Raw genomic sequence first — 24072 nt, forward strand, 5'->3', positions numbered from 1 at the left:
ATTAGGGGCGAGGGGCGAGGGGCAAGGGACGAGTAGCTAAGGCAAATTATCTGAAACCCGACACCTCTTAATCATTCATCTTTGCAGCAAAGGTGCCCAAATTATTCTGCCGCCATTGAGCATCTGCTTTGCGATCGGTGCAAAGTTCCAAAACACGGATGCCAGATTTGGGCAAGGGGTTCAGTTTCTCTGCTAGCTGATCCCAAGCGGTAATTCGTTCGTGTTCAACTCCATAGGTTTTACAGAGGTTGGCGAAGTTAATAGATTGGGGCAGGGCAAAGAATTCTTCAAAGGGCAAATCAAACTTGGCGATCGCTAACATTTCAAAAATGCCGCCGCCGTTGTTATTGATCAACACGATGGTTAAATGTCCCTCAAAATGCGGTCGGAGCAGAAAGCCGTTGGTGTCGTGCAGCAAGGCTAGATCTCCAGTCAGCATGACGCTGCTGTGGTTGCGATGGGCAATCCCCAGCGCAGTGGAAAGGCTGCCATCAATGCCGTTCGCGCCCCGATTGAAAAAGGGCTGAATTCTAGAATTACCAGGAATCCAAAAAAAATCTACGTCACGGACGGGGGTACTGCTGCTGATAAATAGGGGCGTGTTGGCAGGCAAACAACGGGAGAGCATCCAGGCAGCTTTTCCTTCAAACAAGTCGGTTGTTTCGCTCAAGGCGCGATCGCGGTTTTGGCGAGTTTCAATTTCTGCGGCCTTCCAGAGATGCCAGTAAGGACTGACTTGAGCAGCATTCAAATCCCGTGCTGACAGTTTTGCCGCTATCTGCTCCACTGAAACATGTAAATGAATCGTTTTGCCGTGGAGTGGATCTAGATTGCGATCGCTGGGATCAATCACCCATTGCAAGGGTTGAGTTGCGGTTAGCCAGGTTCGCAACTGTTTGCTGGTGGACATATCGCCAATCCGCAAGACGATCGCAGGGGTTAATTTTTCTGCCCATGCCGCATTTCGCAAAATCAGATCGTAGGTAGAGATTAAATTGGGAATTAAATCGGCGTAATTGCGGAGTGGAGACAGCCCTTCTGCAAGGACGGGATAGCCCAGAAAGCTGGAGAGATCCGCGATCGCTCGGCAGTAAACTTCAGGGTCATTTGGTTGAGCCAATCCAGCGACGATGATGCCCTGAGGTGAGGCTTGCCAGTCATCCAAAGGGAGTGGAGAGATGGAGGGGGGGAGGGGGGGAGGGATGGAGGGGATAGCGGAAAAGAACTGGGTGGCGTTGAAGGTGAGGGCTTGAGCTTGGACGTAAGGTTCGGGGATAGGGGCAAGCGGTTCGCGTAGGGGGACATTTAGATGAACCACTCCCGCGACTGGAAAAAGCGCACGATTCCAAGCGTGAATGATGGTTTGGCGTAGGTAAGCAAGCAAGGCAGGCTCTACAGACGCGATCGCCAGTTCGGTGTACCAGTTGGGAAAGGAGCCATAGAGTTTTTGCTGGTCGATCGCTTGTCCGGCGTTACAATCGCGCAGTTCTGGGGGGCGATCGGCGGTGAAGATCAGCAGCGGCACCCGACTTTCATAGGCTTCGATCACAGTCGGATAGAAATTTGCGCCAGCCGTGCCAGAGGTGCAAACTAATGCCACGGGTTGATGCTGTTGACGGGCAACCCCAAGCGCAAAAAAAGCCGCAGAGCGCTCATCTAGCACCGGAATTGCATCAATGTCAGGATGATTGGCAAAAGCGATCGCCAATGGAGCCGATCGCGATCCCGGACAAATCACCGCTGTCTTCAAACCCAATCGAGCCAGCGTTTCCACCAAAATGGAAGTCCAGGCTAAGTTTGTGTTAGTAAAATCAATCGACATTATCCTCCCGGTTTCAGGGCTTCTTGAGCCGCAATGCCATCTCCTTGATAGCCAAAATAACCCAAGGTAGCGGCGGCTTCGGCACGAGTGACGGCTTTCTTCGACTGGAATATAGTTGTGTAGCCAAAAGCACGACGGATATTAGACTGATCGCCGTTTTGAAAATCTGCCAATACTGCCCGCTGCGCTTTGGGATCAATTCGGGCGGCATCTTGAAAACCCCAGGTTTGCTTGAGCGTATCTAAACTGCTGGTGGGCAAAGGCTGCCGAGTGTCCATGGGCACCTTCCACAGCAACAGGTTCTCGCGACTCAGTTGAGCATCAGGGCGAAAGTTGACCGCTGTTAAATCACCCGATAACGGACTGGAGATAATTCCCGCTTCTGCCAACCCTTGAATCGCTGCAAAATCGCGATCGCTGGCGGGAACATCCCGAAAAATGGGTTGAGAACTGCTGGATGCGGGACGAATTTGTTGAGCCACGCGATCGCGATAGAGGCGATTATTTGCAGCAAACAGCCACCGCACATACTCTCGTCGCGAAACCGGTTTATTCGGTGCAAAGTTGTTATTGCCAGCTTTCTCGTTGCCGCCCGACGACAACTCTAAAACGCCAAGTTGGGCAAGCGCAGTAATGTACGGCTGCAATTCTTTGGGCGCTTTATCGATATCGCTGAAAGAATTGGGCGATAACGTAATCACTGGCTGACTGGATAGCGGGGGCTGACTGGATGGTGTGATTTCATCCGAGCTTCCCGACAATCCTAGAAATGCTTCGTCTGGTGTAGTTGTCGGTGTGGATGCCGTTGGTGATGGGCTGGGAGCCGCCCCAAGCAAACTGCCTTGCTGATATTGAATGGTAAAATCTGTGCCAGCCGTAGAAGCAGGATTGGATGAATCTAGCTTGGGCTGGATGGCAATACTGACTTTCAGGTCGTTTCGATTGGCGGTTAGGGTTCCCTGGGTTGTGCTTAGGGGCGATTCCTCCAGCGTCCAGCCATTGGTTTGGAACTGCTGTTTGTAGAAGGCAAAAACGCGATCGCTGCTATCTGAACTTTCCCATTGAGCGGTCTTGTCTGTTTCATTAACCGATTGCAACACTGCCGCTGGATATTGGGGAATTTCTACGGGAAACGTCGTGGGTAGTTTTGCTTCAGAAGTTGGGGTTACAGTTGGGGATGGCGTTGGAGCGATCGCTTGTTCATCTACAACCGTTTCTTTGAGCTTAGAATCAGCCGCCAGAGAGGTTTGCAGCGATTCTCCTAACCCACTATTGGCGCAACTGGTCAACAGTAAGCAACAGAACAATATCAATGAAGCCGACAAACGATGAAACACGGGTTATATCTTAGCAAAATCTCCTACAGCCCTACACTAGCGTAAATTAGCGGGGTAGAGTTCGGAGTTCGGAGTTCAATACGGTTGTTTATCGCTCATCTGTTGGTATGCGATAAATACCGCTTCCAGGAAGTCGTCGGAGGTGGTGTTTGGTGGGGTGGTTTCCATTGCCAGCAGTGATCGAAGTTGTCGTGCCAGTTCCATACTTTTTTCTGCACGGGCTGACAGAGGCATGGTGGTTCGCCGCTGTAAATATTCTCGAATCACGGCATAGTCATCGGGTAGAAGTTGGTTGAGATCGGCACTGTCAGGCAATTGAGCGGCTAGGGCTTCGGCTTTGGCTGAAAGGGCGATCGCAGCTTTTTGATTCCCTTGAGATTCTTGAATCACAATCGTTCCGGCTGCCCAGTCGCCAATTCGCTTTTCTCGCTTGCCAAACAGGACAAACAAGGAGCCGATAAAGAAAAAATCATCAATTGGGCGCAGCAGCGATCGCAGGGTTGCCTGCACCATGCGAACCGCTCGCCCATCATCCCGTACAACTCGAATTTTGACCCAGCGCTTACCCGGAGTTTGTCCTTGCCAAAGGGTTTCAAACCAAATGAAATAGCCGTTCCACAAGGCAAAGTTGAGCAATATGAAAATTGCGATTAGCCACAGTGGAGCCGAACTATAGTCCCTGCCAATGGATTCTAAAGTACCTAGTAGCCCAATCGCTACCACAAACCAGATAATCCAAAAAGCCAGAATGATCAAAGTCAGGATTGAGTAGTCGATCGCCAACGCCAAAACGCGGCTGCCAATTCCTGCCAATGTAAACTCTAGCTCAACGCTTTCGGGCGTGGCTAACGAAACTCGATTGAAATAGCGCATGATGGCATTCCTGAGATTAGCGATCTCGCAGTTTTAAGCCAAACCCTTCCTGCCGAGTTCGCAAATCATGATAGACCGCTGCTTTAATAATTTGCCACAGCGGTAGCACTACCACAGACAATAACAAGCCAATGGCGTAGCCAATTAGCGTTGATAAAGCATTCCCAATCGCTAGCGCATCGGGGTTGTCTCGAACCAATCCCAACACTAAGCCTTGGGGAATGATGGAAATCACTTGAGCAACTAAATAGAGCGGCAGAGTGATAGTAGACGTAATCAGCAAGACTAAAAATACTCGCCAAACATTGCCCTTCGTCAAGCTCCAGAAACGCTTCACTGATTGAAGTGCCATTATTTGGGGTTCGGTTGCTAAAGGAACTTCTGCCGCAAAGAGTCGAGCGCTCAGCCAAAAGAAAGCCGCGATCGCAGCGACAATAATCAGCAACAGCAACGCCCCCCCAATCATCATCAATCCAGGGTTCGGGGAACCCCCGCCAGCGCCCCCGACTGCCACAAACAGGGCAAAGCCTAACAGCCCCGCGACGATATAAACCCCAAGAACCAATCCAGAAGCAATTAGCCCAACCCAGATTTGAACTGCAAAAAAGCTCCACTTACGAGAATTGACAAAGCGTCGAGCGTCCGTGAGCGCTTCAGGCTCGTTTGTGAGTTCTCCAAAGGCTAAGCGCGTAATCAACGCAGAGTTTGCTAAGGATTTGGCAGAGCAAAATACTGCTAACACAATCATGGCAACAAATCCTAAAACTCCTAGCCCAGCCCCTGCTGTTGGTTGCTGCGTCGCACCAATGATGACTGCTACGATCAGACCCAGGCTAATCAGTCCTAAAATTGGCAGCAATGACCAACCGACCGCCGCCAATGCAATGGGCAAATAGTCTTGGAACTTTTCTCGGTAAAGCTGAAAGCCACTGCTGACAATATTGCCAACGCTGAGCGGCTCTACGGAGGACGATCGCGATCCTTGCGCCATGACTTACGCTCCTGTTAAAACGATGAATGATGCCGCTATCCTAATCCACTTATTTTCGTTATTTGCAAATATAAATATCTATTAAACATCTATGGACATTCAGCGCTGGATTGGGAGACGACAACCCAGTTGGCAAGCCTTGGAGGCTCTCTTGAAAAAGTTGGAAAGCAAGGGGTTAAAGTCGCTTAAAGCAGAAGAAGTTCGGCAGTTGGCTAGCCTCTATCGCTCGGTGTCGGCTGACTTGGCGCGGGCAAAAACCAATCAGGTCGGAGAGGGAATCACCCGTGATTTGCAAGCCTTGACCACTCGCAGCTATGCTCAGGTGTATCAGGGCGATCGCAAACAGGAATGGCGAGCCGTGCTGGAGTTTTATCGCTGGGGTTTTCCGGCGGCAGTTCAGCAAACAGGCGGCTATATTGCCTTTGCCACAGCGCTGTTTGTATTCGGTGTTTTAGTGGCATGGTGGCTGGCATGGCATGATCCGATGTTTATGACGCTGGTGCTGCCCACAGAAATGATTGAAAAGGTGCGAGATCGCGGCGAACTGTGGATGGGTTCCATTTTGGGGATTGAGCCACTCGCCTCCACTGGCATCATGATCAACAATATTAAGGTGTCGTTTGCGGCGATCGCGGGTGGCATCACTGCCGGACTGGGCACCGCTTATATTCTGCTTTTCAACGGCTTAATGATTGGCACCGTGGGCACACTGGTTGGGCAAAATAATCTTGCTATTCCCTTCTGGGCATTTGTCTTTCCCCATGGCGCGCTCGAACTGCCTGCAATTTTTCTGGCAGGCGGAGCAGGCTTTTTGCTGGCAAGAGCCATCCTGTTTCCGGGCAAATACCGCCGCGCGGATGCCCTCAAACTCTATGGAATGCAGGCAGCAAATTTAGTGTTTGGCATTGTGCCTATGCTCGTGATTGCTGGCATCATTGAAGGCTTTATTTCTCCACAACCTGCGATTCCTGATCTAGTCAAGTACGCGATCGGCACTGGACTATTTGGATTGCTGGTTTGGTATCTCAGCCGTACAAGGAAGTAGAAGATAACCAGAGCGGTTGGAAGAACTTGCTCAACAACTTACGTTTAGTCATCCAATCTTTAATCTGTTTTAACGGGCTTAAGCGCTGGTTACAGATATTTACGATCGCCTCGCATGGTGGTGGATTTAAGCTGCTCATGGCTAAAATAAATTAGCTTGTTTGTTCAGTCGTTCATCGGTTGAATCTGCAACTGATGTTTTCATCTGCTTAGAGTGACCAAAGAGAGTTGTACCGTTCCAATGGGTATGAGGTGCAGTCAATTAGATCGGTGACCGGGAAGCGGACATATTTGAGGTATTCGCCTAACCGAGGCGATCGCCCACAACCGTCACTGATCCTCTAGCAAGCCGTGGCAATATCGCAGTAACAGAGTGAGGCGATCGCCCATTTGATTTAACCGTTGCTCAACGGTGGCAGGTTGCTTTGCCGCCTGCAAAAACATCATATCCATGTTCAATAAGCGTAATTGCTTATCAATTTCAACATTAAACGACTGCACCTGATGCGTTAGTACTGGATCTAATTCATCTAGATTTAGTATCCAAATGTGAGTTTGAAAAAAAGCTTGTAAATTTGTCACAGCCGCCTTTAGGTTAGCGGAGTTATTATTTTCAGCGATCGCCTGATTCAACCCAATCACGTCCTGCTCAAATTTCTGATAGGTTTGAAAATATTCAGGCGGCAACTTGGGGATCTGCTCAAATTGCGTCATAGATTCACCTTGCCAAAATCTAACAGCATTACTTAGGTGGTTCCATCCGGTAGACTTTACCCGTTGCATTGGTGCGATAGACCCAGCGCTGAGTGTCATCAGAAAACACAACCTGCCAGCCCGGAACCATCATCTGAGTACACATCTCGTCCGCTTTTGCCAGCCCCAAGCAGCCATCTGACCAGGTTTTTTGAGTGGATTGCACCAGTTGCAACTTATTCGCTGGAATGCCAGTTTGTTGACTCAACTCTTGCCGTAACGTGTCGGCTATGGTTTCAGGCAATTTTGCTTCCGCCCTTGGGGTCGTCTCGGCAGGCGCGTTGCTAGGAATTGGGCTAATGGATGGCATTTCAACAGGCGGCACACTATCCGCGATCGCGCTCATCCTTCCTCTCAACCCTAACGCGATACCTCCCAATAGCAACAGAATTAAAATGCCCTGAACTACTAAAGTTGAACGTTTTATCTTCATTCCTGTCCCCTTGACCTCTCACGTTACATTTTTGGTTAAACCCCGTTATTCACATCAAGCCTGATACCTGACCCCTGCTCCCTATTTTCCTACGATTGGGATCTGCTGCCACATTTGATTAAAACTAGCAGGGCTAATAAACCGCCAAGCGATCGCGCCCACAGTGACGATCACGATTAAGTTCACGACATTTGCTAACAGGCGTGACCAGTGGGCAGGGCGACGGGTAGGAGTCTTACGGGCAGAACGGGAAATTACGGGTGTGGGAGCCGTAGCCAAGCGACCTGTGGGCTGGGAAGTATAGGGTTTAGGGCTAACAGTTTGGCGACTGGTAGCAGAGGTCGTAGCCGTTTCAGGCGATCGCGTCAACTGTAGATAATGGGCAACAGCCGCAGGGCGGCGCTGGGTTCGGCTCCATTGCATGAGCGCTGCCAACGGAATTCCACACAAGTTTTTGGTGTTTAATCCTTGGAGCTTCTGCAACATGGGTTGATCATTAGCAACCACAATCACCAAGCTCTCGCGTCGCCGCCGTGCCACTCCATAAGCGCACTTCAACACCTCTAGCGATAATCGCGCCCGTTGACTGAGAGTATGCCCATCGGCAGGCTTAAGTGAGGGATGCTCTGCGATCGCCAAACTTACCTGCCAGCCGCTGGTGGGATAAAATCGGGTAAATTCGCGGGCAGTGGCTTCAATGGCGGGTTCTGGAGCGCGATCGCAGAGTGCATTCATTGCTTCTAGCACTCCCTCGATCACCAAACACTCTCCCAATTGAGAAAACTGCTGCCACTCACGAGTTTTACCCGCTAACAAAGCAGTCGTATCAAACACAATCACAAACGAGGGTAAGAGAGACATAAATCTGATAATCAACCCGAATGAGTTCGATGAATTACTGAGGCAGAATGCGACGGTTTCACTTCTATCAACAGTTCTAAATTGGTTTAGATACTTAAGCAGGGGTGCAAGTAGAACTATTGGTCGCCGCTACTTGGATAACGTCTAAAACTTCTTTTGCATGAGAAATCATTGCGACGTGGCTTGATTCTAGAGCAACGGTTGTTGCGCCCATGCGTTTAGATAACTCGCGCTGCAAATCAGGTGGAACAGATTGGTCGTTGTTCGCAATAACATACCAGCTTGGCTTACTTTTCCACGCTGGCGAATCTGCTTTCGCTTCCAGTAATGATACAGATGGTGCCGTCTGAGTCGCATACATTAATGCGATTTGTTCGGCTGAAAGGTCGCCTGCAAGAACTTTTTGTACACCTTCTTTTGAAATCCAAATAAAACCCTCTTGTTCTTGAAAATGCGGCGATGGATTGCCGTATTTACTCATCAGATCGAGCATTGATTCGCCAGCATCAGGCGCAAGCGCGGCAATGTAGACTAAGCCAGAAACTCGTTCGTCGTTGCCAGCTTCAGTAATCACCATACCGCCCCACGAATGACCCACCAAAATACATTGACCTTCAAGGCGAGCCAAAGCGCGTTTCGTTGCAGCAACATCATCGTCTAGCGAGGTGAGCGGGTTTTGAACTGCAATCACTTCGTAGCCTTCTGCCAATAGCGGTGGAATAATTTGACTGAAACTAGAGGCATCTGTCCAGAAACCGTGAACTAGCACGATGTTTTTAACTGCACTCATGAGTGTTCTTCCTTTTTACCGCCGTAATGTTGGTCACATTACTTCTGAATCTACAAAGCTTTAGGATGACCCCCATTGCTGAAGCTGGAAAATATTGATCTCTGTCTGTTCAACAGTGTCTACCAAAATCCTAAAGCAGTAGTATGGTATGAAAATTAATTACTACACTAAACAAGCATGATTGCTTGGGTGTAACTTAGAGTTAATAGATTTAAAGCCGTCATACTAACAAACCTTTAAGGGCAGTTATGAATAACCTATCAAAGTACCGGATGAACTGCACTCTCTCTTTTGGTGACATTTATGGTCAGATTATTGTTTGGCTGATGGTCATTTTCTTAAGCCTGTCTGCTGCTATGGCATTGATGGGAGCAAGTAAACCCATTTTTGCGATCGCAATTGTGGGGCTAATTTTGGTGCTGACAGTTCCTTTTTTATTATTCGCATTTGTCACGACTCTGTTAAATCATATTGAACTGACACAGCTTGATCCTGCTGTAGAAAAGACCATCAACACCACGCCGATCGCGACCCCCAGCCAACAAGCGGCTCAAGTTACTGGATAATGGAGAAGGATTCGGCAATTAGGTTTCAGGTTTCGGGTTTCGGGTTTCGGGTTTTAGATTCAACCCCCTGTTTCCTGTTCCCTGCCCCCTGTTTCCTGCCCCCGTTCTCTGACCCCTGACCCCTGAATCCTGAAACCTGTTCCCATGCTCGAACACGACGTAATCATCATCGGCGGCGGATTAGCCGGATCACGCGCTGCCCTGGAAATTGTTCGCACGAATCCAACACTAAGCGTGGGGCTAGTCGCCAAAACTCACCCGATTCGATCGCATTCTGTGGCGGCACAGGGCGGTATGGCAGCTTCTCTGCAAAATGCCGATCCAACCGATAGCTGGGAAGCCCACGCCTTTGACACCGTGAAAGGCTCCGACTATCTCGCTGATCAGGATGCCGTTGAAATCCTCACCCGAGAAGCGCCCGATGTGGTGATTGATTTGGAACACATGGGCGTGTTGTTTTCCCGGGCTGCTGATGGACGCATTGCCCAGCGTGCTTTTGGCGGACATTCCCACAATCGCACCTGCTACGCTGCCGACAAAACTGGACACGCCATACTGCATGAACTCATCTGTAACTTGATGCAGTATGGGGTGACTATTTACGACGAATGGTATGTGACGCGGCTGATCTTGGAAGATGGGCAAGCAAAAGGCGTGGTCATGTATCACCTGCTGGATGGACAGTTGGCGATCGCCCGTGCCAAAGCGGTCATGGTTGCCACGGGTGGCTATGGGCGCGTTTACAACACTACCTCGAATGATTACGCCTCCACAGGCGATGGGCTGGCAATGACCGCACTCGCCGGGTTGCCCTTAGAAGATATCGAGTTTGTCCAGTTTCATCCGACGGGGCTGTATCCGGTGGGCGTGCTAATTTCGGAGGCAGTGCGAGGCGAAGGTGCCTATCTGATTAATCATGAAGGGCGCAGGTTCATGGAGGACTATGCACCCAGCCGGATGGAACTGGCTCCGCGTGACATCACCTCACGGGCAATGACGCGAGAAATTCGGGCAGGGCGGGGGATAAATGCCGATGGCAGCGCTGGTGGACCGTTTATCTATCTCGACTTACGCCACATGGGTAAGGAAAAGATCATGAGCCGAGTCCCATTTTGTTGGGAAGAAGCCCATCGATTGCTAGGCATCGATGCCGTACATGAACCCATGCCCGTTCGCCCCACGGTGCATTATTCTATGGGTGGCATTCCAGTCAACACCGATGGTCGGGTACGCGGCAGTGCCGATGAGTTGGTAGAAGCTTTTTTTGCAGCGGGGGAAGCGGCGTGTGTGTCGGTGCATGGAGCAAACCGATTGGGTAGCAATTCTCTGCTGGAGTGTGTGGTGTATGGTCGCCGGACGGGTGCCGCGATCGCTGCCTATGTCCAAAACAGAAAACTACCCGACCTCGATGAAACCCGCTATCTCACCGAAGCCGCTGAGCAAATCCAGGCACTGATCGAGCAATCTGGCTCCTACCGGATTGCCCAAATTCGCCAGCAATATCAAGACTGCATGACCCAATACTGCGGCGTATTTCGGTCAGAAGCAACGATGCAGGAAGGAATTGTCAAGCTCAAAGAGATTCAGCAGCTTTATAGCCAGGTGCGGTTGGATGATAAAGGCAAAGACTGGAACACCGAATTGATAGAAGCTTTAGAGCTTCGCAGCCTGATGATTGTGGGTGAAATGATCTTGACTTCTGCCTTGAACCGCAAGGAAAGCCGGGGTTCCCATGCGCGGGAAGACTACCCCGATCGCGATGATGTCAACTTTCTCAAACATACCCTCACCTACTACTCTCCCGCAGGCATCGACATCCAATATATGCCCGTCGTCATCACTCAATTTCAACCCCAAGAGCGCAAATACTAACCCACTAATCATCTATTAAATCACCAGCATCCGAGCCGCCACCGAGCAGAGAAAGTATCCTATGATAAGCTCTTGAGAGATCTTACCTAGCGGATGCTGGGTATTTTTCAAATACGTTTTTAGACGAGTCAGGGTGGAGCAAGCCATTGAGTAAAGAAGCCGGACGTTGACCATAGGGCCAGGCAAACGCATGTTTAAAGGCAGCATCCTGACACGCCTGTAACTGCTCAAATCCAATCACATCATGGGTTAGGAGATTTTCATACTCAAAAGGCAGTCGAACATTGTGCAGTCCAGCATTGTCGGTACAAATCGCAATATCTACCCCTGCTTCAAAACAGCGATCGAAAACTTGCTTTAGCTGCGAGATTTCATCTAATGTCCCTGTTTGTAAATACGTGGTTGGACATATCTCCAAACATTGCTTCTGCTCAGCGATTTGTTTAAGCAACTGAGGCTGTTGCAGCGGAATTTGAATTCCATGACCAATTCGCATTAAGTAAGGCAGCAGTTCGGCATGACAGCCATCGCGAGTCTCGTAGAGATGCCCGGTGGTGTTTAACCCCAGCGATCGCGCATAAGCATAGAGCCGCACAAACTCCTCCATCCGCTCTCCATAGTGATTATCCCCCCCTGCTATATCAATTCCACACACATAATCTCGATTTTGCGCCGCCAGATCCACAATGGCGCGATTCACCTCATACGGCAACCGGACATGCATACATAAGATCTGACTGGTCACAATCGGATACTCACTCAGTTGGCTAGACTGTCCCACCACCCGCACAATTTCCGTCATCAAATCAATTCGTTCAGATTGCCTCAAATCAGCAGGAGTTCGTAGATAGGGCGTGTAGCGTAGCTCCAAATAAGCCAAATTCTCGAAAATATACGCGCCCCGCATCAATCGATAAATGAAATAGGGCAAAGCCTCAACAGTCTGTACCCCTTCCACTAAAGTATGAAGCTCCAAATATTCATCTAAAGTATTGCGAGGACGCGTGTAAAAGTCTTCAAACTCTGAATAATCAGGAAAACGCTGAACTAATTCAGAGCCGTTGCGTTGCAAATAACGCCATAGAACTCTGGAAACAACCGAGCCGCCCAAGTGACGATGTAGGTCAGCATATAAAGCCACAAAAAACCTCTTGAATAGTACTAATGGTCAAATCAATTACGGTAGATAAGACAACCGCAAAAAATTCATCCTTCTCTAGATCATAGGAAATATTTATTGGTTCAGCGTCAAATCCGCGTCCAACTGAATGATTTGACTGTAAGAAATAAGCTCATAACCCGATGGGCAACTAAAGTTAGCCCGCTCTGAGGGAAGCAAGCTATATCCCCCAGCCCCTGCTACGCAAGCCCTGTGGTCTACTCCCAAGGCAGGAGAAGGAGAGCAAGATTTCTCAAAGTCCCTCTCCCATCGCGGCAGAGGGATTAAGGAAAACTCATATCAAAAATGACTTGAAAAGGACTGGTTTCAGTAAAGTACTCAAAACCTCTGGGTTCATCTAGATCTCTACTTTCTTGACATCGTTATTAAATGCCAGGAATTCTTGCTGTCTTTGCTATTGCTCATTAAGCAGATTTACAGAATTTTTATATCCTCCTTTAAAAAAATTATTGCTTCTTTATAGGAAAATCCCTAAGTATTTCTTAGGATAGAGAAAAATACAGCAGCTTTATGCTGTCGGGAGCCGGACAAGTCTTAGTTATTAGGTTTCTGAAGATTAAGCTTTCAGCAATCGATCAAATTAATTACAAGTATTTTTTATCAGGGTTTAACAGTCATGGAATATACAGAACGACGGGCGGCATTTGAAAAAAATGGATTTGTTGTTTGTAGGAAAGTTTTTACCAAAGAGGAAATGGATACTCTTTTGGAAGATATTAAGGAAGCCCAATTGCGAGATGACAACGATACGTTGACGCGGGGTTCGATGGTTTTTAGAATCAGCATCTTTTTCAAGAGCTTAAAGCTTCAACAATTTGTTTCTCAGCAGAAAGTTATAGACTTACTGAAAGACTTAGCGGGTCCAGATATTTGGGTGCGTTGGGATCAGGCGGTTGCCAAAGGACCTGGAGCAGACACTTTTCCTTGGCATCAGGACAATAACTACAGTTGTCTCCTAGATACGCACTATCAATTTTGGGTTGCTTTGACTGAGTCCAACGAAAATAACGGTGGGCTATGGCTGCAACCCGGTTCTCACAAGCAAAGCTTGCCCTATCACAAACTTGGGCATGAGGTTGTGTATGACGGCGTGCCAGAAAACCCCGTGTTGATTACTGCTGAGCCGGGAGATGTGGTTATTTTCTCTTCGTTTACGCTACACAGCACTACGCCCAATATCACTCAAGAAACCCGTTGGGCTTATGTTGTTGAATACATGTCGCTTGATCACTATGATCCCTATGTTGAGCCGCCTTACTTTGTTGTGGCGCGAGATGGCAAATCTAGCCCAGAGTTTGTAGAGACCTATCGGGGTAAGGAGAATCGGATGAATCGATTGAAATATAAGTTTATTAATTGGACTCCTGATAAGTTAGTGCCCAGTTTGATTAGAAAGGCAAAGCAAACTTTTGGTTCACCATTGGGAAGCCGTTGATATGGAGTACCGCATTCTAGGGCGCACGACTCTCAAAACGTCTGCGATCGCGATCGGAACTTGGCAACTCAGTGGTCCTATCACCCTCGACGGTAAAGCCGATGGATTCACAGACGTGGGGCGTGATCAGGCGATCAACTTGATTCATGCCTGTGAAGATTTTGGGATCAATACAATTGACTCGGCAGAAGTCTATGGAGATGGCGAAGGCGAACGGCGAGTGGGAGAAGCTCTTCAAGGTCGGCGCGATCGCTGGATTGTGAGTACAAAATTTGGCTTGCGGCGGGGTGACACTGGAAAACGGATCATTGATTGCCATCCCCAGACCATTCGGAAAAGCTTAGAAGGGAGTTTACAACGACTGCAAACTGATTATGTAGATCTTTATCTCTACCACAGTCCTCCAAATACCAAGTCGCTAGAGCAAGGAAAGGAGATTTTAGATACTTTGAAACAAGAGGGAAAAATCCGGTTCTACGGCATTTCCACCGATGATGCAGACTTAGTAGAACACCTGATTTGCAAGAATGCTGTAGAGGCGGTGATGTTTTCCCAATCGTTGCTCACCTACCCTGAAAAAATGCTCAACTTAGTGCAGAGCCATTCTCTAGGTGGCATGATACGCGGCGTGTTTGAAGCAGGATTGCTGACTGGTAAATACTTTCAGCACAAACCGCAGTTGTCTAAAGATGATATTCGCTCGCCTTGGATGAATCAGGCAAGAACAGAACAGTATGCGGTTTACCAATCTTTGGTGCCGGATGGCTTTTCGATGACTGCCCTTGCGTTGCGCTACGTGTTGGATTTTAATACGACTCATACGGTAGTTTTGGGAGGCAAAGCGATCGCAGACTACCAAGATGCCCTTGAAGCCTTTAAACTTTCTCCACTTGATCCCGAAACCCAAACGGCTTTGGCAACCCTGAGGCAAGCTCTTCGACAGAGATCGTTCAAACGTCGAGTTGTCAATAAACTCAAACGTATTTTCACTTGAGTTTCAGTGCTTGGGTTGACATAAAGGTCAAACGGTCTTGATAATAAGAGTTTGTGCAAACTTTAACGTTATAAAAAGTCTTGGCTAACGTCATTGTAGTGGGTGCCCAATGGGGCGATGAAGGAAAAGGAAAAATAACAGATCTGCTCAGCAACTCAGCGGATATGGTCGTTCGCTATCAAGGCGGAGTAAATGCTGGGCATACCGTTGTTGTTAACGATCAAACCTTTAAGCTGCATCTCATTCCATCAGGGATTCTTTATCCTGATACGGAATGCATTATCGGATGTGGCACGGTTATTGATCCCAAGGTGTTGTTAGGCGAACTGGATCAGCTTCGAGAGCTAGGGATTTCAACAGCGAACCTGCTCATCTCTGAAACTGCCCATGTAACAATGCCTTATCACCGCCTAATTGATCAGGCATCGGAAGAGCGTCGAGGGGAACACAAAATTGGCACCACTGGGCGCGGCATCGGTCCAACCTATGCCGATAAGTCGGAACGAACTGGCATTCGGATGATTGATTTAATGGATGCCGATTCGCTGCGTAAGCGGCTTCGTTGGACGGTTGAATACAAGAATGTCATCCTAGAAAAACTCTATAACCTTCCCCCGCTAGATCCGCAGGCTGTGATTGAAGAATATTTAGCTTATGCAGAACGCTTGCGTCCTCATGTGATTGATTCTTCGGTGCGAATCTACGATGCAATTCAGCGCAAACGAAATATTTTGTTTGAGGGGGCGCAGGGAACCTTACTTGATTTAGATCATGGAACCTATCCTTATGTAACCTCTTCTAACCCTGTGGCAGGGGGGGCGTGTGTGGGGACAGGGGTAGGTCCGACCATGATTGATCGCGTGATCGGGGTGGCAAAAGCTTATACGACCCGTGTTGGAGAAGGTCCTTTTCCGACAGAACTGCATGGGGAAGTGGGTGAGTTGCTCTGCGATCGCGGTGCCGAGTTTGGGACTACAACCGGACGGCGGCGACGGTGTGGCTGGTTCGATGCTGTGATTGGTCGGTATGCAGTGCGAATTAATGGGCTAGATTGTCTGGCAGTGACTAAACTTGATGTATTAGACGAACTGGATGAAATCAAAGTTTGTGTTGCGTATGAAGTGAAAAATGAGCGCCGTCATGATTTTCCTAGCAATTCGCGAATCTTTGCTCACTGCGAACCCATTTATAAAACCGTTCCCGGTTGGAAGCAATCGACCTCTAACTGTCGGTCTTTAGACGAATTGCCGAAACAGGCGCTAGATTACCTCAAATTATTGGCAGAGTTGATGGAAGTTCCGATCGCGATCGTCTCCTTAGGAGCAAGCCGTGATCAAACTATCATCGTTGAAGATCCAATCCATGGACCTAAACGCGCTTTGCTCTATACCAACGGCACGACTTCCGCCGAACCTACCAGTCAAACGATTCAAGTCTAACGGCTTCAGTCCAATGGCTAAAATTTTTCTAACTCTTTACCCTTGATTTTTTGCTATGAAACTTTCGATTGAATGCCAAACTCGTCCTGAGGGAAGCAAACCCAATGCTCTTCGCCAATCTGGTAAATTGCCCGCTGTTTTGTATGGCCATAAAGGAACAGAGTCTATTTCTCTAGTGCTGAGTGCAAAAGAGGCTGAACGGCTCATGAGACAAGCTTCGATTAATAACACCTTGATCGATATTACCGTTCCTGAAGTGTCTTGGGCAGGGAAAGCCTTGCTGCGAGAAGTCCAAACCCATCCTTGGCGGGGCACACCTTACCACGTTAGCTTTTATGCCGTTGCCGATCACGGCGACTTAGAAGTGGATGTTCCTATCCATTTTGTGGGTATTCCAACCGGAGTGAAACTGGGCGGAGGGTCTTTAGAAACTGCGATGGGATCTTTAGCCGTGCGATGTGCAGCATCTCTTATTCCTGAAGGGATTGAAGTGGATGTTTCTGACCTAGAAGTAGGCAGTGCAATTCATGTTAGTGAACTTGTGATGCCAGAGGGTGTAGTTGCAGTCTCTGATTCAGAACGGGTAGTGGCAAGTGTGGTGGCAGGTCGCGAAGAATAGTCTCGCTAAAATTTGCTGATTCACGAATTGATTCCAAAGCCAGGGAGCTATTTCTCTGGCTTTTTAATGGGCTGAATGATTAAGGCTGATTTAATCGATCGCCCAATCGGCTTGCCAGACTGATTCACTTTGCCGAAAATCGTTTTACCCTGGTAATAGAGTGAAGCAGAACTGCCACCATCTAGGTTCATTGCCGTTTCAATTCCCAAGGTTTTCATAAAATCCGTTAGCTCTGGGATCGTCATGCCGCTGTTGCTTGGATTTTCAGGCTTTTGTGCCACCATTACCCAAATAATTGTATTGTTGCGGGTGATGCCGATCGCGCTCCGAGCGTTTAGCTGATTTACTCCTAACGGATCGCGAATCACTTTTTGGTTACGCATCTCCAAAAAGCCTTCCTCTTCTAAAGTGGCATTTGGCAGCAGTTGAGGCCCTGCACCCAAAGAGTCTTGAAGCTGGCAGTCGGGGCGGGGAATGGTTTGACGGCGAGTAATGTCATACTGAACGACTTTTCCACATTGATACCGACGAAATTCAGAGCGATTGAGAATTTTATCGAGGTAAGGTAACAAGTCGGGATTAGTCATCAAGCGCGGATTGTCTTCAGGCTGGGCGATCGCGTTGCCTTGCAGCGTAACGGGCGAAATTGTTTTCTGGTTTTCGGGATCAAAGTAGCCCCCGTTAATCGCAGCGATCGCCCCATACCGTTGAGCTAATTCTCCAATGGGTTCTACAGTGCCCGATACCGCAGGCGTTACTAAAACCTGACTCTGTGTAGATATCGAAACTGTGTGAACGACACTCCGCGCTAGTGTATAAGTCTTGTATTCAACAGTGTTTGGGCTAGGTGGGGAAGTTGTGGTCGCAGTTGGAGCTGTGGACGGAGCGCTTGATGAAGGTTTGGGCGATCGACATGCAACCAAGCTTAGGCTAAGTCCTATCAAAAAGAAGCTCCCGATCTGAGCTTTACGCATAGTTTCCTCGACACACCGTACAGATCCATACTAAAGATTGTGACAGCGTTCTGAGTTCACAGCTTACAGCGGTTTGCAGACTCATGAGGGACAGTAGCAGCAGTGGGCAAACCAGTTTCGCAAATGCTTCGGATTCATTAAATCCATCGCCGTTGCAATCAGCGTATCGACCCGTTTCGAGGTCGTCGGCGAGAACTGCCTTAAGAAGGCTTTTAACTGCGACCACCAGTGTTCTATGGGGTTAAATTCCGGGGAGTAAGGAGACAGGTACAGCACCCTTGCGCCAACCGCTTCAATTAGAGGTGCTATCGCGTCTACTTTGTGGGTCGGCAGATTGTCCATGACCACAACAGCCCCTTGCCAGAGTTGGGGCACAAGACACTGGGAGACATAGACTTCAAAGGCAGCCGCGTCCATCGAAGCATCCATTGTCATTACAGCCAGGACTTTTGAGACCGAGATCGCACCAATGACACTCACCTTACTACCGCGATAAAAGGGTTTGAAGTCGTAAGCTCGTGCTCCAGACCTTGCACGGGCATGCGTTCGCATCAGTCCCAGCAAAACTCCCATCTCATCAAGAAACACTAAGTCCTTGAGGTCTACCCCCTTGACTTGGGTCCAATACTCCGCTCTTAAGCGTTGTACGCGTTCGCTCGTCGCTTGGTGGGCGCGGAGTGTTTTTTTTGGCGTGGTAAATCTAGTCGCTGGAATGTCCGACACATGGTGCTTTGGCTTACCCATAGTCCAGTCGCATCAAACAATAACTCACAGTATTCTGCCAAGGTCGCATCGGTCTGTTGCTCGAAAATCGCCATCAACTGATCTTGATGCTCCATCACCGCACTCACCGACCCACCCTGCTTGCGTGGCACCACATGACCTTCTGTCCGCTTCTGAGTGACCCACCGCTCGACACAGTTTTTGCTGACACAGAAGCGCTGCGCTACTTTTCTGAAAGAGCTATCTCCTTGTTCAATCGCACTGACAACTCGTTCTCGCAAGTCGATGGAATACGGCTTCATTCGTTACCTTCTTTTGCACCACTTTAGTGTCCCCTATCTGAACGCAAACCGCTGTAACTCTATGCAAAAAGCCCTAGGGAGAGCTAGGGCTGATGTATGAATCTCGTTCACTTAGCAGCTAAACACCTTGATGGCTTTACTAGAGCCATCACCATATCCGACTAAAGGTTGGACAAGTTGGACAGAAAACCAATCACCCCATGCCCCGTAAAGACTTCTAAAGCTAACAAGGAGACGAAACCAATCATTGCCATGCGTCCGTTGAAGAGTTCTGCGTATTTGGTAAAACCAAACTGAGGTTGATCAGTGACATACATTTTTGGCTCAACTGCATAAATGTTTTGTCTTCCGCCTTCTTCAACCACAATGCCGTTTTTCATGAAAGTCTCCTGACCTGTTTGTGTAACTTTATGTAAACTAACATAGCAGGTAATGTTACAAAATTGCAACATTAGATTTAAAAATGTAACAAAGCGTGGTTAGTTTGGCTCCTAGTAAGCAGCTATGACTGCTCTAAGTTTTCCCGTCGCCAGTATGCCTGCACCAAATGAATCTCGTCGTAACCATATACTTCTCCCAAATAATCGCGAATCTGGCGGCGTGAGTCTCCACCAACAGTCGCGATCGCGTGCAAAATTTTCTCTTGGCGATCGAGCGGCACTAGGTTATTGAGCGGAATGTCATGTTCCATCTCAATTAGTTCTGCTAAATGGGTCATGACCGTACTCATCCGCAGATTGCGCTGCTCGGCAATTTCAAACGGTTTTAGCCCCTGCTGAAAAAGCTGCAAGGTCAGCCGATGGGTATCTGAGGGAGAACGATGCACCGGGGTGAGCAGAGGTAACCCAACGGGCGAAATAGTCGATGCCGAAGACGTTAAGGAAAGCCCTTTTTCTATCCGAAATTCGCGGATTTCAGATAGAAAAATATCGCCATATTGATCCAACTTACGGCTACCCACGCCAGAAATTTGAGAAAATTGAGCGCGGTTTAAAGGCTGCTGTTGTGCCATTAAGCGCAGGCTAGCGTTCGCAAATACGACGTAAGGGGGCACAGATTGCTGATCGGCAAGCCGCTTCCGCAGTGCTTGCAGCCGCTGGAAGAGTGCTTCGATGTTCTCATCCGTTTCGTTTCCGGGTTGCGCAGTTTGGGAACGACCGGGCGCAACGGCAACACTGACTGATCGCTGTTTTCGCAACACTTCCCAACTCAACTCATTCAGCTTCAGCACCGAATAACCATCGCTGCTTTCATCGACTAAGCCTTGATGCACCAGCGATCGCCCTAACATTCGCCACTCCTCAGCGCTGCGATCCTTGCCAATGGCATAAGTAGACAGCTTTTCATGCCCATTTTGCAGCACCCGCTGGCTCTTGGAACCCCGCAGCACATCTACCACATAGCCCATGCCAAACCGTTCTCGCACCCGCGCCACACAAGAGAGAAACTTTTGGGCTTCAATCGTCCAGTCTTCTACGGGTTTGGGATTGCAGCAGTTGTCGCAATTGCCGCAGTTACCCGGAAATGCTTCGCCAAAATAGCCCAACTGAATAATCCGACGGCATTCCGTCGCTTCGGCATAGTTGACCACCCGGCGCAATTGTTGGCTGGCAATCCGCTGCTCGTCTTCCAAGGGGTCACCTGTGGAGGGATCAACTTTTTGGCTAATCAAAAACTCCACGGTTTTAATATCGCCTGCCCCATAGAACAGAATACACTCGGCGGGTTCGTCGTCTCGCCCTGCCCGACCCGATTCTTGGTAGTAGCCTTCAATGTTGCGCGGCAGATCGTAATGCACCACAAAGCGTACATCTGGCTTGTTGATGCCCATGCCAAATGCAACGGTGGCAACCATCACCTGCACATCGTCTCGGATGAAGCGGTTTTGATTGTCGGTGCGGGTTTCGGTTGTCAATCCTGCGTGATAGGGCAGCGCTTGAATTCCGTCGTTTTGCAGTTTCAGCGCCAGTTCATCCACGCGCTTACGGCTCAGGCAATAAACAATGCCAGACCCAGTGGTTTTACGAACGATTTGAACCAGTTCATCGTAGGTTTGTCGCTGCTTAGGGCGCACTTCGTAATAAAGATTGGGACGGTTGAAAGTCGCCAGGTGAACAACGGGATCTTTGAGGTGGAGTTGCTCCACAATGTCGTGCCGCACTCGTTCGGTAGCAGTGGCAGTCAGCGCCATCACCGGAACTTTGGGATAGCTTTGGCGCAACTGCTGCAACTGACGGTAATCTGGGCGGAAGTCGTGCCCCCATTCTGAAACGCAGTGGGCTTCATCGATCGCAATGCTTGACACATACACCTGCGACAGCCACTCACTGATCCGCCCATCGCCCAACAGCCGCTCTGGGGCAATATACAGCAGTTTCACCGTGCCTTCCACCACCGCCCGTTCTCGTTCTCGTAGTTCTGCACCGCTGAGGCTGCTGTTGAGAAAGGTAGCGGCAATGCCGTTATCTTGCAATGCCTGCACCTGATCTTGCATGAGGGCGATCAAGGGCGACACAATGATGCTCAATCCGGGTTTGAGTAACGCTGGCAGTTGATAGCATAGGGACTTGCCGCCACCCGTGGGCATAATCACCAGCACATCCTGGTTTTGCAGCGACTTTTCAATAATCTGACGCTGCCCCGGTCGGAAGCTATCGTAGCCGAAGTAATGCTTGAGAGCATGTTCTAGGGAAGAAAACTGGGTCGCGATCGCGGGCTGAGTGGACATTGGCGAATTACGAATTACGAACGGCGAATGGCGAGACTCCACACTGAAACCCGAAACCTGAAACCTGCAAACCTGAAACCCGATTCGGAACCTGTCTGATAAAGGATCGTCGGTGAGGAGTACACGCGATCGCGTCCATTTAGGATACCCTAGCTAAGGCAGAATCAACCGATTGAAAGACAATTGAGTCCTATATCCATAGGGTATGATGGCTTCTTAGCCTCTATATTATTTTAGGTCTAGCTCGTATTGGGTCTAAAAGCTGATGATTTCGTGAAAGTGTTTTAATTGCCAGATTTAAAGGGATTGCTGCCATTGCTACCATCACACTTGCCACATCATTTTCCTTCCAAAAGATTGCTATGCCTGAGTAACGGACATGGAGAAGACATCATTGCAGTGAGGGTGCTGCAAGCGCTACGAGAGCAGCCAAATCCGCCTCAAATTGCAGCATTGCCATTAGTGGGTGAAGGACGGGCATATCAACAGGCAGAGATTCCCTTAGTGGGTGCGGTGAAGGCGATGCCGTCGGGCGGATTTTTTTGGATGGATAGTCGCCAGCTAGCGCGAGATCTTCAGGGCGGATTGGTGCAGCTTACCTGGTCGCAGTTACAGGAAATTCGGCGGTGGGCACAGCAAGGCGGCACGATCTTGGCGGTGGGAGATATTTTTCCACTCGTACTAGCGTTGCTGAGTGGAGTACCCTATACCTTTATTGGCACGGCGAAGTCAGAATATTATCTGCGGGATGATGACGGTAAACTGTTTGCTGCGGAAATGTTGGATGCTTGGTCAGGCTCGGTGTACTATCCCTGGGAACGGTGGCTGATGAGCCGCAATCGCTGTCGGGGGGTGTTTCCACGAGATACGCTCACGACTCAGATTTTGCAAAAGTTAGCGGTGCCAGCGCTGGACCTAGGCAACCCAATGATGGATGGGTTAGAGCCAACTGAAACGCGATCGCTGGTTTATAGCGAACCCCTTGCGGTAAGTTTGCGCCGCTCTAGTTGGGATAGTGTTTCTACGGCACCGTCTCAGCAACCACTAAACGTGCTGTTGTTACCGGGTTCACGGGTGCCCGAAGCCTATGATAACTGGCAGTATATTTTGCAGGCTGTCGCTGGAGTGGTCGAGGCTTTCACCCCTAAGTCACTGCTATTTTTGGCAGCGATCGCGCCTACGGTTCATCTAGAGCCGCTACATGATGATTTGGAATCGCAAGGATGGTCGCTCGTTTCTTCGGTGGGTATTTCTGACAGTCGCCACTTCCCCGATTCTGCCGCCCAATGGTATCAAAAGGGAAAAGCAACGCTGGTCGTGTCTCAACAAGCATTTGCTGACTGCTTGCACCGAGCCGACTGCGCGATCGCCATGGCTGGCACCGCCACCGAGCAATTCGTGGGGTTAGGCAAGCCTGCGATTACCCTGCCAGGGAAAGGACCTCAATTTACGCCAAAATTTGCGGAAGCCCAAACTCGCCTATTGGGGCGATCGATTATCTTGGTACGAAATCCTGACCAAGTTGCTAGTGCGCTGCAAGCTGTTTTGCGAAACCCGGAACAGCTAGAGCTTATTGCTGAAAATGGTCGTCGTCGTATGGGATCTCCAGGGGCTGCTCAACGGATCGCGGCTTACCTGATGCAGCAATGGGAACGGAGAGGGGGGGATTCGAACCCCCGTTGAGTTACCCCAAACTTGATTTCGAGTCAAGCGCATTCGACCACTCTGCCACCTCTCCATTAATGATCCTACCATCTTATTACCAGCGATCTTCGATCAAAGGATTGCTGTGGGATGTTGGAGGTGCGAGGGTCTTACTCAATCCATTGCTCGACTGAGCGCATATCGGCTTCCTGCCACTGCCGTTTCGCTCCGCGTCCAGATGATTCCCATACCCCGCCTAACCCATCCTTTTGCCAGCGTCGAAGAGTGAATCGAACCGTCTGTTTGTGACACTCAAAGATCTCGGCAATCGCGGGGAGTCTCCACCCTTGAGCGTTGAGTCGAATCATGTAAGCGCGATCGCGGGATCGTTGCGGTACGCTTGTAGCAAGCCGTAGTTCTGTTAAGGTACGGTCTTCTTCAGGGTTCAAAAACAGGTGAATAGGAGCAGGCATCAGGACAGTTGAGGAGGAACTTTACACCAGCCTTTCTACCTTAGTTTTAATTGCAGCCGCCTACTTACTTCAAAACCCCGTTCCAACGAACTTCTGCCCGATTCTCTGTACTCTTGTTCCCGATTTCTGCCTCTAGAGCATCTGGATAGTATCTTTTTAACTGATTGGCTGCGATCGCACCAGCTTTCCTGCGATCGTGCGGATTTTGCCGAAACATAC

The 24072-nt window shown here is 49.3% G+C and carries 24 protein-coding genes and 1 tRNA gene; 8 read left to right on the forward strand and 17 right to left on the reverse strand.

Annotated elements, in window-relative coordinates; genetic code table 11:
- Positions 1–67: 67 nt before the first annotated feature.
- From menD to AC1S5B_RS20870, 4 genes are all read right to left on the reverse strand, one after another.
- A complete protein-coding gene (menD, locus tag AC1S5B_RS20855) occupies positions 68–1822 on the reverse strand; it encodes a 2-succinyl-5-enolpyruvyl-6-hydroxy-3-cyclohexene-1-carboxylic-acid synthase (RefSeq protein WP_482037622.1) in 1755 nt (584 codons plus the stop codon).
- Complete coding sequence (locus AC1S5B_RS20860; protein ID WP_482037623.1) at positions 1822–3159, reverse strand: S-layer homology domain-containing protein; 1338 nt, start codon at positions 3157–3159, stop codon at positions 1822–1824. Before AC1S5B_RS20860 ends, menD begins: the two co-directional genes overlap by 1 nt.
- A gap of 75 nt (positions 3160–3234) precedes the next feature.
- Complete coding sequence (locus AC1S5B_RS20865; protein ID WP_482037624.1) at positions 3235–4032, reverse strand: RDD family protein; 798 nt, start codon at positions 4030–4032, stop codon at positions 3235–3237.
- A gap of 16 nt (positions 4033–4048) precedes the next feature.
- Positions 4049–5023 (reverse strand): hypothetical protein, encoded by a 975-nt coding sequence (locus AC1S5B_RS20870; protein ID WP_482037625.1) that lies wholly within the window; start codon positions 5021–5023, stop codon positions 4049–4051.
- A gap of 91 nt (positions 5024–5114) precedes the next feature.
- Here AC1S5B_RS20870 and AC1S5B_RS20875 point away from each other — a divergent pair, with 91 nt between their 5' ends.
- A complete protein-coding gene (locus tag AC1S5B_RS20875; protein WP_482037626.1) occupies positions 5115–6068 on the forward strand; it encodes a stage II sporulation protein M in 954 nt (317 codons plus the stop codon).
- A 329-nt stretch (positions 6069–6397) separates the two neighbouring features.
- Here the strand turns inward: AC1S5B_RS20875 and patD are convergent, their stop codons facing one another.
- The 4 genes from patD to AC1S5B_RS20895 all read right to left on the reverse strand — a co-directional run bounded on the left by patD (position 6398) and on the right by AC1S5B_RS20895 (position 8904).
- Positions 6398–6781, reverse strand: coding sequence for a heterocyst frequency control protein PatD (gene patD / locus AC1S5B_RS20880; protein WP_482037627.1), 384 nt, complete (start codon positions 6779–6781; stop codon positions 6398–6400).
- A gap of 28 nt (positions 6782–6809) precedes the next feature.
- Complete coding sequence (locus AC1S5B_RS20885) at positions 6810–7253, reverse strand: hypothetical protein (protein ID WP_482037628.1); 444 nt, start codon at positions 7251–7253, stop codon at positions 6810–6812.
- An 81-nt stretch (positions 7254–7334) separates the two neighbouring features.
- Complete coding sequence (locus tag AC1S5B_RS20890) at positions 7335–8114, reverse strand: PIN domain-containing protein (protein ID WP_482037629.1); 780 nt, start codon at positions 8112–8114, stop codon at positions 7335–7337.
- 94 nt (positions 8115–8208) lie between these two features.
- On the reverse strand, positions 8209–8904 hold the full coding sequence (locus AC1S5B_RS20895) for an alpha/beta fold hydrolase (RefSeq protein WP_482037630.1): 696 nt from the start codon (positions 8902–8904) through the stop codon (positions 8209–8211).
- 248 nt (positions 8905–9152) lie between these two features.
- Here AC1S5B_RS20895 and AC1S5B_RS20900 point away from each other — a divergent pair, with 248 nt between their 5' ends.
- Together AC1S5B_RS20900 and AC1S5B_RS20905 are read left to right on the forward strand one after the other, a co-directional pair.
- Positions 9153–9470, forward strand: a complete 318-nt coding sequence (locus AC1S5B_RS20900) for a hypothetical protein (RefSeq protein ID WP_482037631.1) — start codon at positions 9153–9155, stop codon at positions 9468–9470.
- Between the two features lie 144 nt (positions 9471–9614).
- Positions 9615–11342 carry a succinate dehydrogenase/fumarate reductase flavoprotein subunit gene (locus AC1S5B_RS20905; RefSeq protein WP_482037632.1) on the forward strand — a complete coding sequence of 576 codons (1728 nt, stop codon included), beginning with the start codon at positions 9615–9617 and terminating at the stop codon, positions 11340–11342.
- 82 nt (positions 11343–11424) lie between these two features.
- On the opposite strand, the gene AC1S5B_RS20910 is transcribed toward AC1S5B_RS20905, so the two are convergent.
- Complete coding sequence (locus AC1S5B_RS20910; protein WP_482037633.1) at positions 11425–12483, reverse strand: adenosine deaminase; 1059 nt, start codon at positions 12481–12483, stop codon at positions 11425–11427.
- 655 nt (positions 12484–13138) lie between these two features.
- Between AC1S5B_RS20910 and AC1S5B_RS20915 the strand changes: the two genes are divergently transcribed.
- From AC1S5B_RS20915 to AC1S5B_RS20930, 4 genes are all read left to right on the forward strand, one after another.
- The gene (locus AC1S5B_RS20915) at positions 13139–13957 is read left to right on the forward strand and encodes a phytanoyl-CoA dioxygenase family protein (protein ID WP_482037634.1); all 819 of its coding nucleotides are present in this window, start codon (positions 13139–13141) and stop codon (positions 13955–13957) included.
- Positions 13932–14951 (forward strand): aldo/keto reductase, encoded by a 1020-nt coding sequence (locus AC1S5B_RS20920; RefSeq protein ID WP_482037635.1) that lies wholly within the window; start codon positions 13932–13934, stop codon positions 14949–14951. The genes AC1S5B_RS20915 and AC1S5B_RS20920 overlap by 26 nt, the downstream gene beginning before the upstream one ends.
- An 80-nt stretch (positions 14952–15031) precedes the next feature.
- Positions 15032–16390: an adenylosuccinate synthase gene (locus tag AC1S5B_RS20925; protein WP_482037636.1), complete on the forward strand. Its 1359-nt coding sequence runs from the start codon at positions 15032–15034 to the stop codon at positions 16388–16390.
- A gap of 55 nt (positions 16391–16445) precedes the next feature.
- Complete coding sequence (locus tag AC1S5B_RS20930; RefSeq protein WP_482037637.1) at positions 16446–17009, forward strand: 50S ribosomal protein L25/general stress protein Ctc; 564 nt, start codon at positions 16446–16448, stop codon at positions 17007–17009.
- Positions 17010–17056: 47 nt separating this feature from the next.
- Here AC1S5B_RS20930 and AC1S5B_RS20935 read toward each other — a convergent pair whose 3' ends face one another.
- From AC1S5B_RS20935 to recQ, 5 genes are all read right to left on the reverse strand, one after another.
- Positions 17057–17983 (reverse strand): phosphodiester glycosidase family protein, encoded by a 927-nt coding sequence (locus AC1S5B_RS20935; protein ID WP_482037638.1) that lies wholly within the window; start codon positions 17981–17983, stop codon positions 17057–17059.
- A gap of 81 nt (positions 17984–18064) precedes the next feature.
- Entirely contained in the window at positions 18065–18727 is a 663-nt protein-coding gene (locus AC1S5B_RS20940; protein WP_482034977.1) for an IS630 family transposase, read from the reverse strand.
- Positions 18619–19008, reverse strand: a complete 390-nt coding sequence (locus AC1S5B_RS20945; RefSeq protein WP_482034976.1) for a helix-turn-helix domain-containing protein — start codon at positions 19006–19008, stop codon at positions 18619–18621. Before AC1S5B_RS20945 ends, AC1S5B_RS20940 begins: the two co-directional genes overlap by 109 nt.
- A 161-nt stretch (positions 19009–19169) precedes the next feature.
- Positions 19170–19388, reverse strand: a complete 219-nt coding sequence (locus tag AC1S5B_RS20950; RefSeq protein ID WP_482037639.1) for a chlorophyll a/b-binding protein — start codon at positions 19386–19388, stop codon at positions 19170–19172.
- A gap of 122 nt (positions 19389–19510) precedes the next feature.
- On the reverse strand, positions 19511–21736 hold the full coding sequence (recQ, locus tag AC1S5B_RS20955; protein ID WP_482037640.1) for a DNA helicase RecQ: 2226 nt from the start codon (positions 21734–21736) through the stop codon (positions 19511–19513).
- Between the two features lie 357 nt (positions 21737–22093).
- On the opposite strand from recQ, the gene AC1S5B_RS20960 reads away from it, so the two are divergent.
- Positions 22094–23419 carry a lipid-A-disaccharide synthase-related protein gene (locus AC1S5B_RS20960; RefSeq protein ID WP_482037641.1) on the forward strand — a complete coding sequence of 442 codons (1326 nt, stop codon included), beginning with the start codon at positions 22094–22096 and terminating at the stop codon, positions 23417–23419.
- On the opposite strand, the gene AC1S5B_RS20965 is transcribed toward AC1S5B_RS20960, so the two are convergent.
- From AC1S5B_RS20965 to AC1S5B_RS20975, 3 genes are all read right to left on the reverse strand, one after another.
- Positions 23390–23474 (reverse strand) — tRNA-Ser (locus AC1S5B_RS20965). The genes AC1S5B_RS20960 and AC1S5B_RS20965 overlap by 30 nt on opposite strands.
- A 76-nt stretch (positions 23475–23550) precedes the next feature.
- Positions 23551–23853, reverse strand: coding sequence for a helix-turn-helix domain-containing protein (locus AC1S5B_RS20970; protein ID WP_482037642.1), 303 nt, complete (start codon positions 23851–23853; stop codon positions 23551–23553).
- Between the two features lie 64 nt (positions 23854–23917).
- Positions 23918–24070: a hypothetical protein gene (locus AC1S5B_RS20975; protein ID WP_482037643.1), complete on the reverse strand. Its 153-nt coding sequence runs from the start codon at positions 24068–24070 to the stop codon at positions 23918–23920.
- Between the last annotated feature and the right edge of the window lie 2 nt (positions 24071–24072).

Source organism: Leptolyngbya sp. CALU 1928, assembly GCF_056784215.1.

What these genes read in the sequence shown, in the direction of transcription:
- AC1S5B_RS20945 (WP_482034976.1), bottom strand. Translation starts at nt 19,008, where the DNA reads ATGAAGCCGTATTCCATCGACTTGCGAGAACGAGTTGTCAGTGCGATT.
- AC1S5B_RS20905 (WP_482037632.1), top strand. Translation starts at nt 9,615, where the DNA reads ATGCTCGAACACGACGTAATCATCATCGGCGGCGGATTAGCCGGATCA.
- AC1S5B_RS20885 (WP_482037628.1), bottom strand. Translation starts at nt 7,253, where the DNA reads ATGAAGATAAAACGTTCAACTTTAGTAGTTCAGGGCATTTTAATTCTG.
- AC1S5B_RS20930 (WP_482037637.1), top strand. Translation starts at nt 16,446, where the DNA reads ATGAAACTTTCGATTGAATGCCAAACTCGTCCTGAGGGAAGCAAACCC.
- AC1S5B_RS20940 (WP_482034977.1), bottom strand. Translation starts at nt 18,727, where the DNA reads ATGGGTAAGCCAAAGCACCATGTGTCGGACATTCCAGCGACTAGATTT.
- AC1S5B_RS20935 (WP_482037638.1), bottom strand. Translation starts at nt 17,983, where the DNA reads ATGCGTAAAGCTCAGATCGGGAGCTTCTTTTTGATAGGACTTAGCCTA.
- AC1S5B_RS20900 (WP_482037631.1), top strand. Translation starts at nt 9,153, where the DNA reads ATGAATAACCTATCAAAGTACCGGATGAACTGCACTCTCTCTTTTGGT.
- patD (WP_482037627.1), bottom strand. Translation starts at nt 6,781, where the DNA reads ATGACGCAATTTGAGCAGATCCCCAAGTTGCCGCCTGAATATTTTCAA.
- AC1S5B_RS20870 (WP_482037625.1), bottom strand. Translation starts at nt 5,023, where the DNA reads ATGGCGCAAGGATCGCGATCGTCCTCCGTAGAGCCGCTCAGCGTTGGC.
- menD (WP_482037622.1), bottom strand. Translation starts at nt 1,822, where the DNA reads ATGTCGATTGATTTTACTAACACAAACTTAGCCTGGACTTCCATTTTG.
- AC1S5B_RS20895 (WP_482037630.1), bottom strand. Translation starts at nt 8,904, where the DNA reads ATGAGTGCAGTTAAAAACATCGTGCTAGTTCACGGTTTCTGGACAGAT.
- AC1S5B_RS20875 (WP_482037626.1), top strand. Translation starts at nt 5,115, where the DNA reads ATGGACATTCAGCGCTGGATTGGGAGACGACAACCCAGTTGGCAAGCC.
- AC1S5B_RS20890 (WP_482037629.1), bottom strand. Translation starts at nt 8,114, where the DNA reads ATGTCTCTCTTACCCTCGTTTGTGATTGTGTTTGATACGACTGCTTTG.
- AC1S5B_RS20975 (WP_482037643.1), bottom strand. Translation starts at nt 24,070, where the DNA reads ATGTTTCGGCAAAATCCGCACGATCGCAGGAAAGCTGGTGCGATCGCA.
- AC1S5B_RS20915 (WP_482037634.1), top strand. Translation starts at nt 13,139, where the DNA reads ATGGAATATACAGAACGACGGGCGGCATTTGAAAAAAATGGATTTGTT.
- recQ (WP_482037640.1), bottom strand. Translation starts at nt 21,736, where the DNA reads ATGTCCACTCAGCCCGCGATCGCGACCCAGTTTTCTTCCCTAGAACAT.
- AC1S5B_RS20950 (WP_482037639.1), bottom strand. Translation starts at nt 19,388, where the DNA reads ATGAAAAACGGCATTGTGGTTGAAGAAGGCGGAAGACAAAACATTTAT.
- AC1S5B_RS20865 (WP_482037624.1), bottom strand. Translation starts at nt 4,032, where the DNA reads ATGCGCTATTTCAATCGAGTTTCGTTAGCCACGCCCGAAAGCGTTGAG.
- AC1S5B_RS20970 (WP_482037642.1), bottom strand. Translation starts at nt 23,853, where the DNA reads ATGCCTGCTCCTATTCACCTGTTTTTGAACCCTGAAGAAGACCGTACC.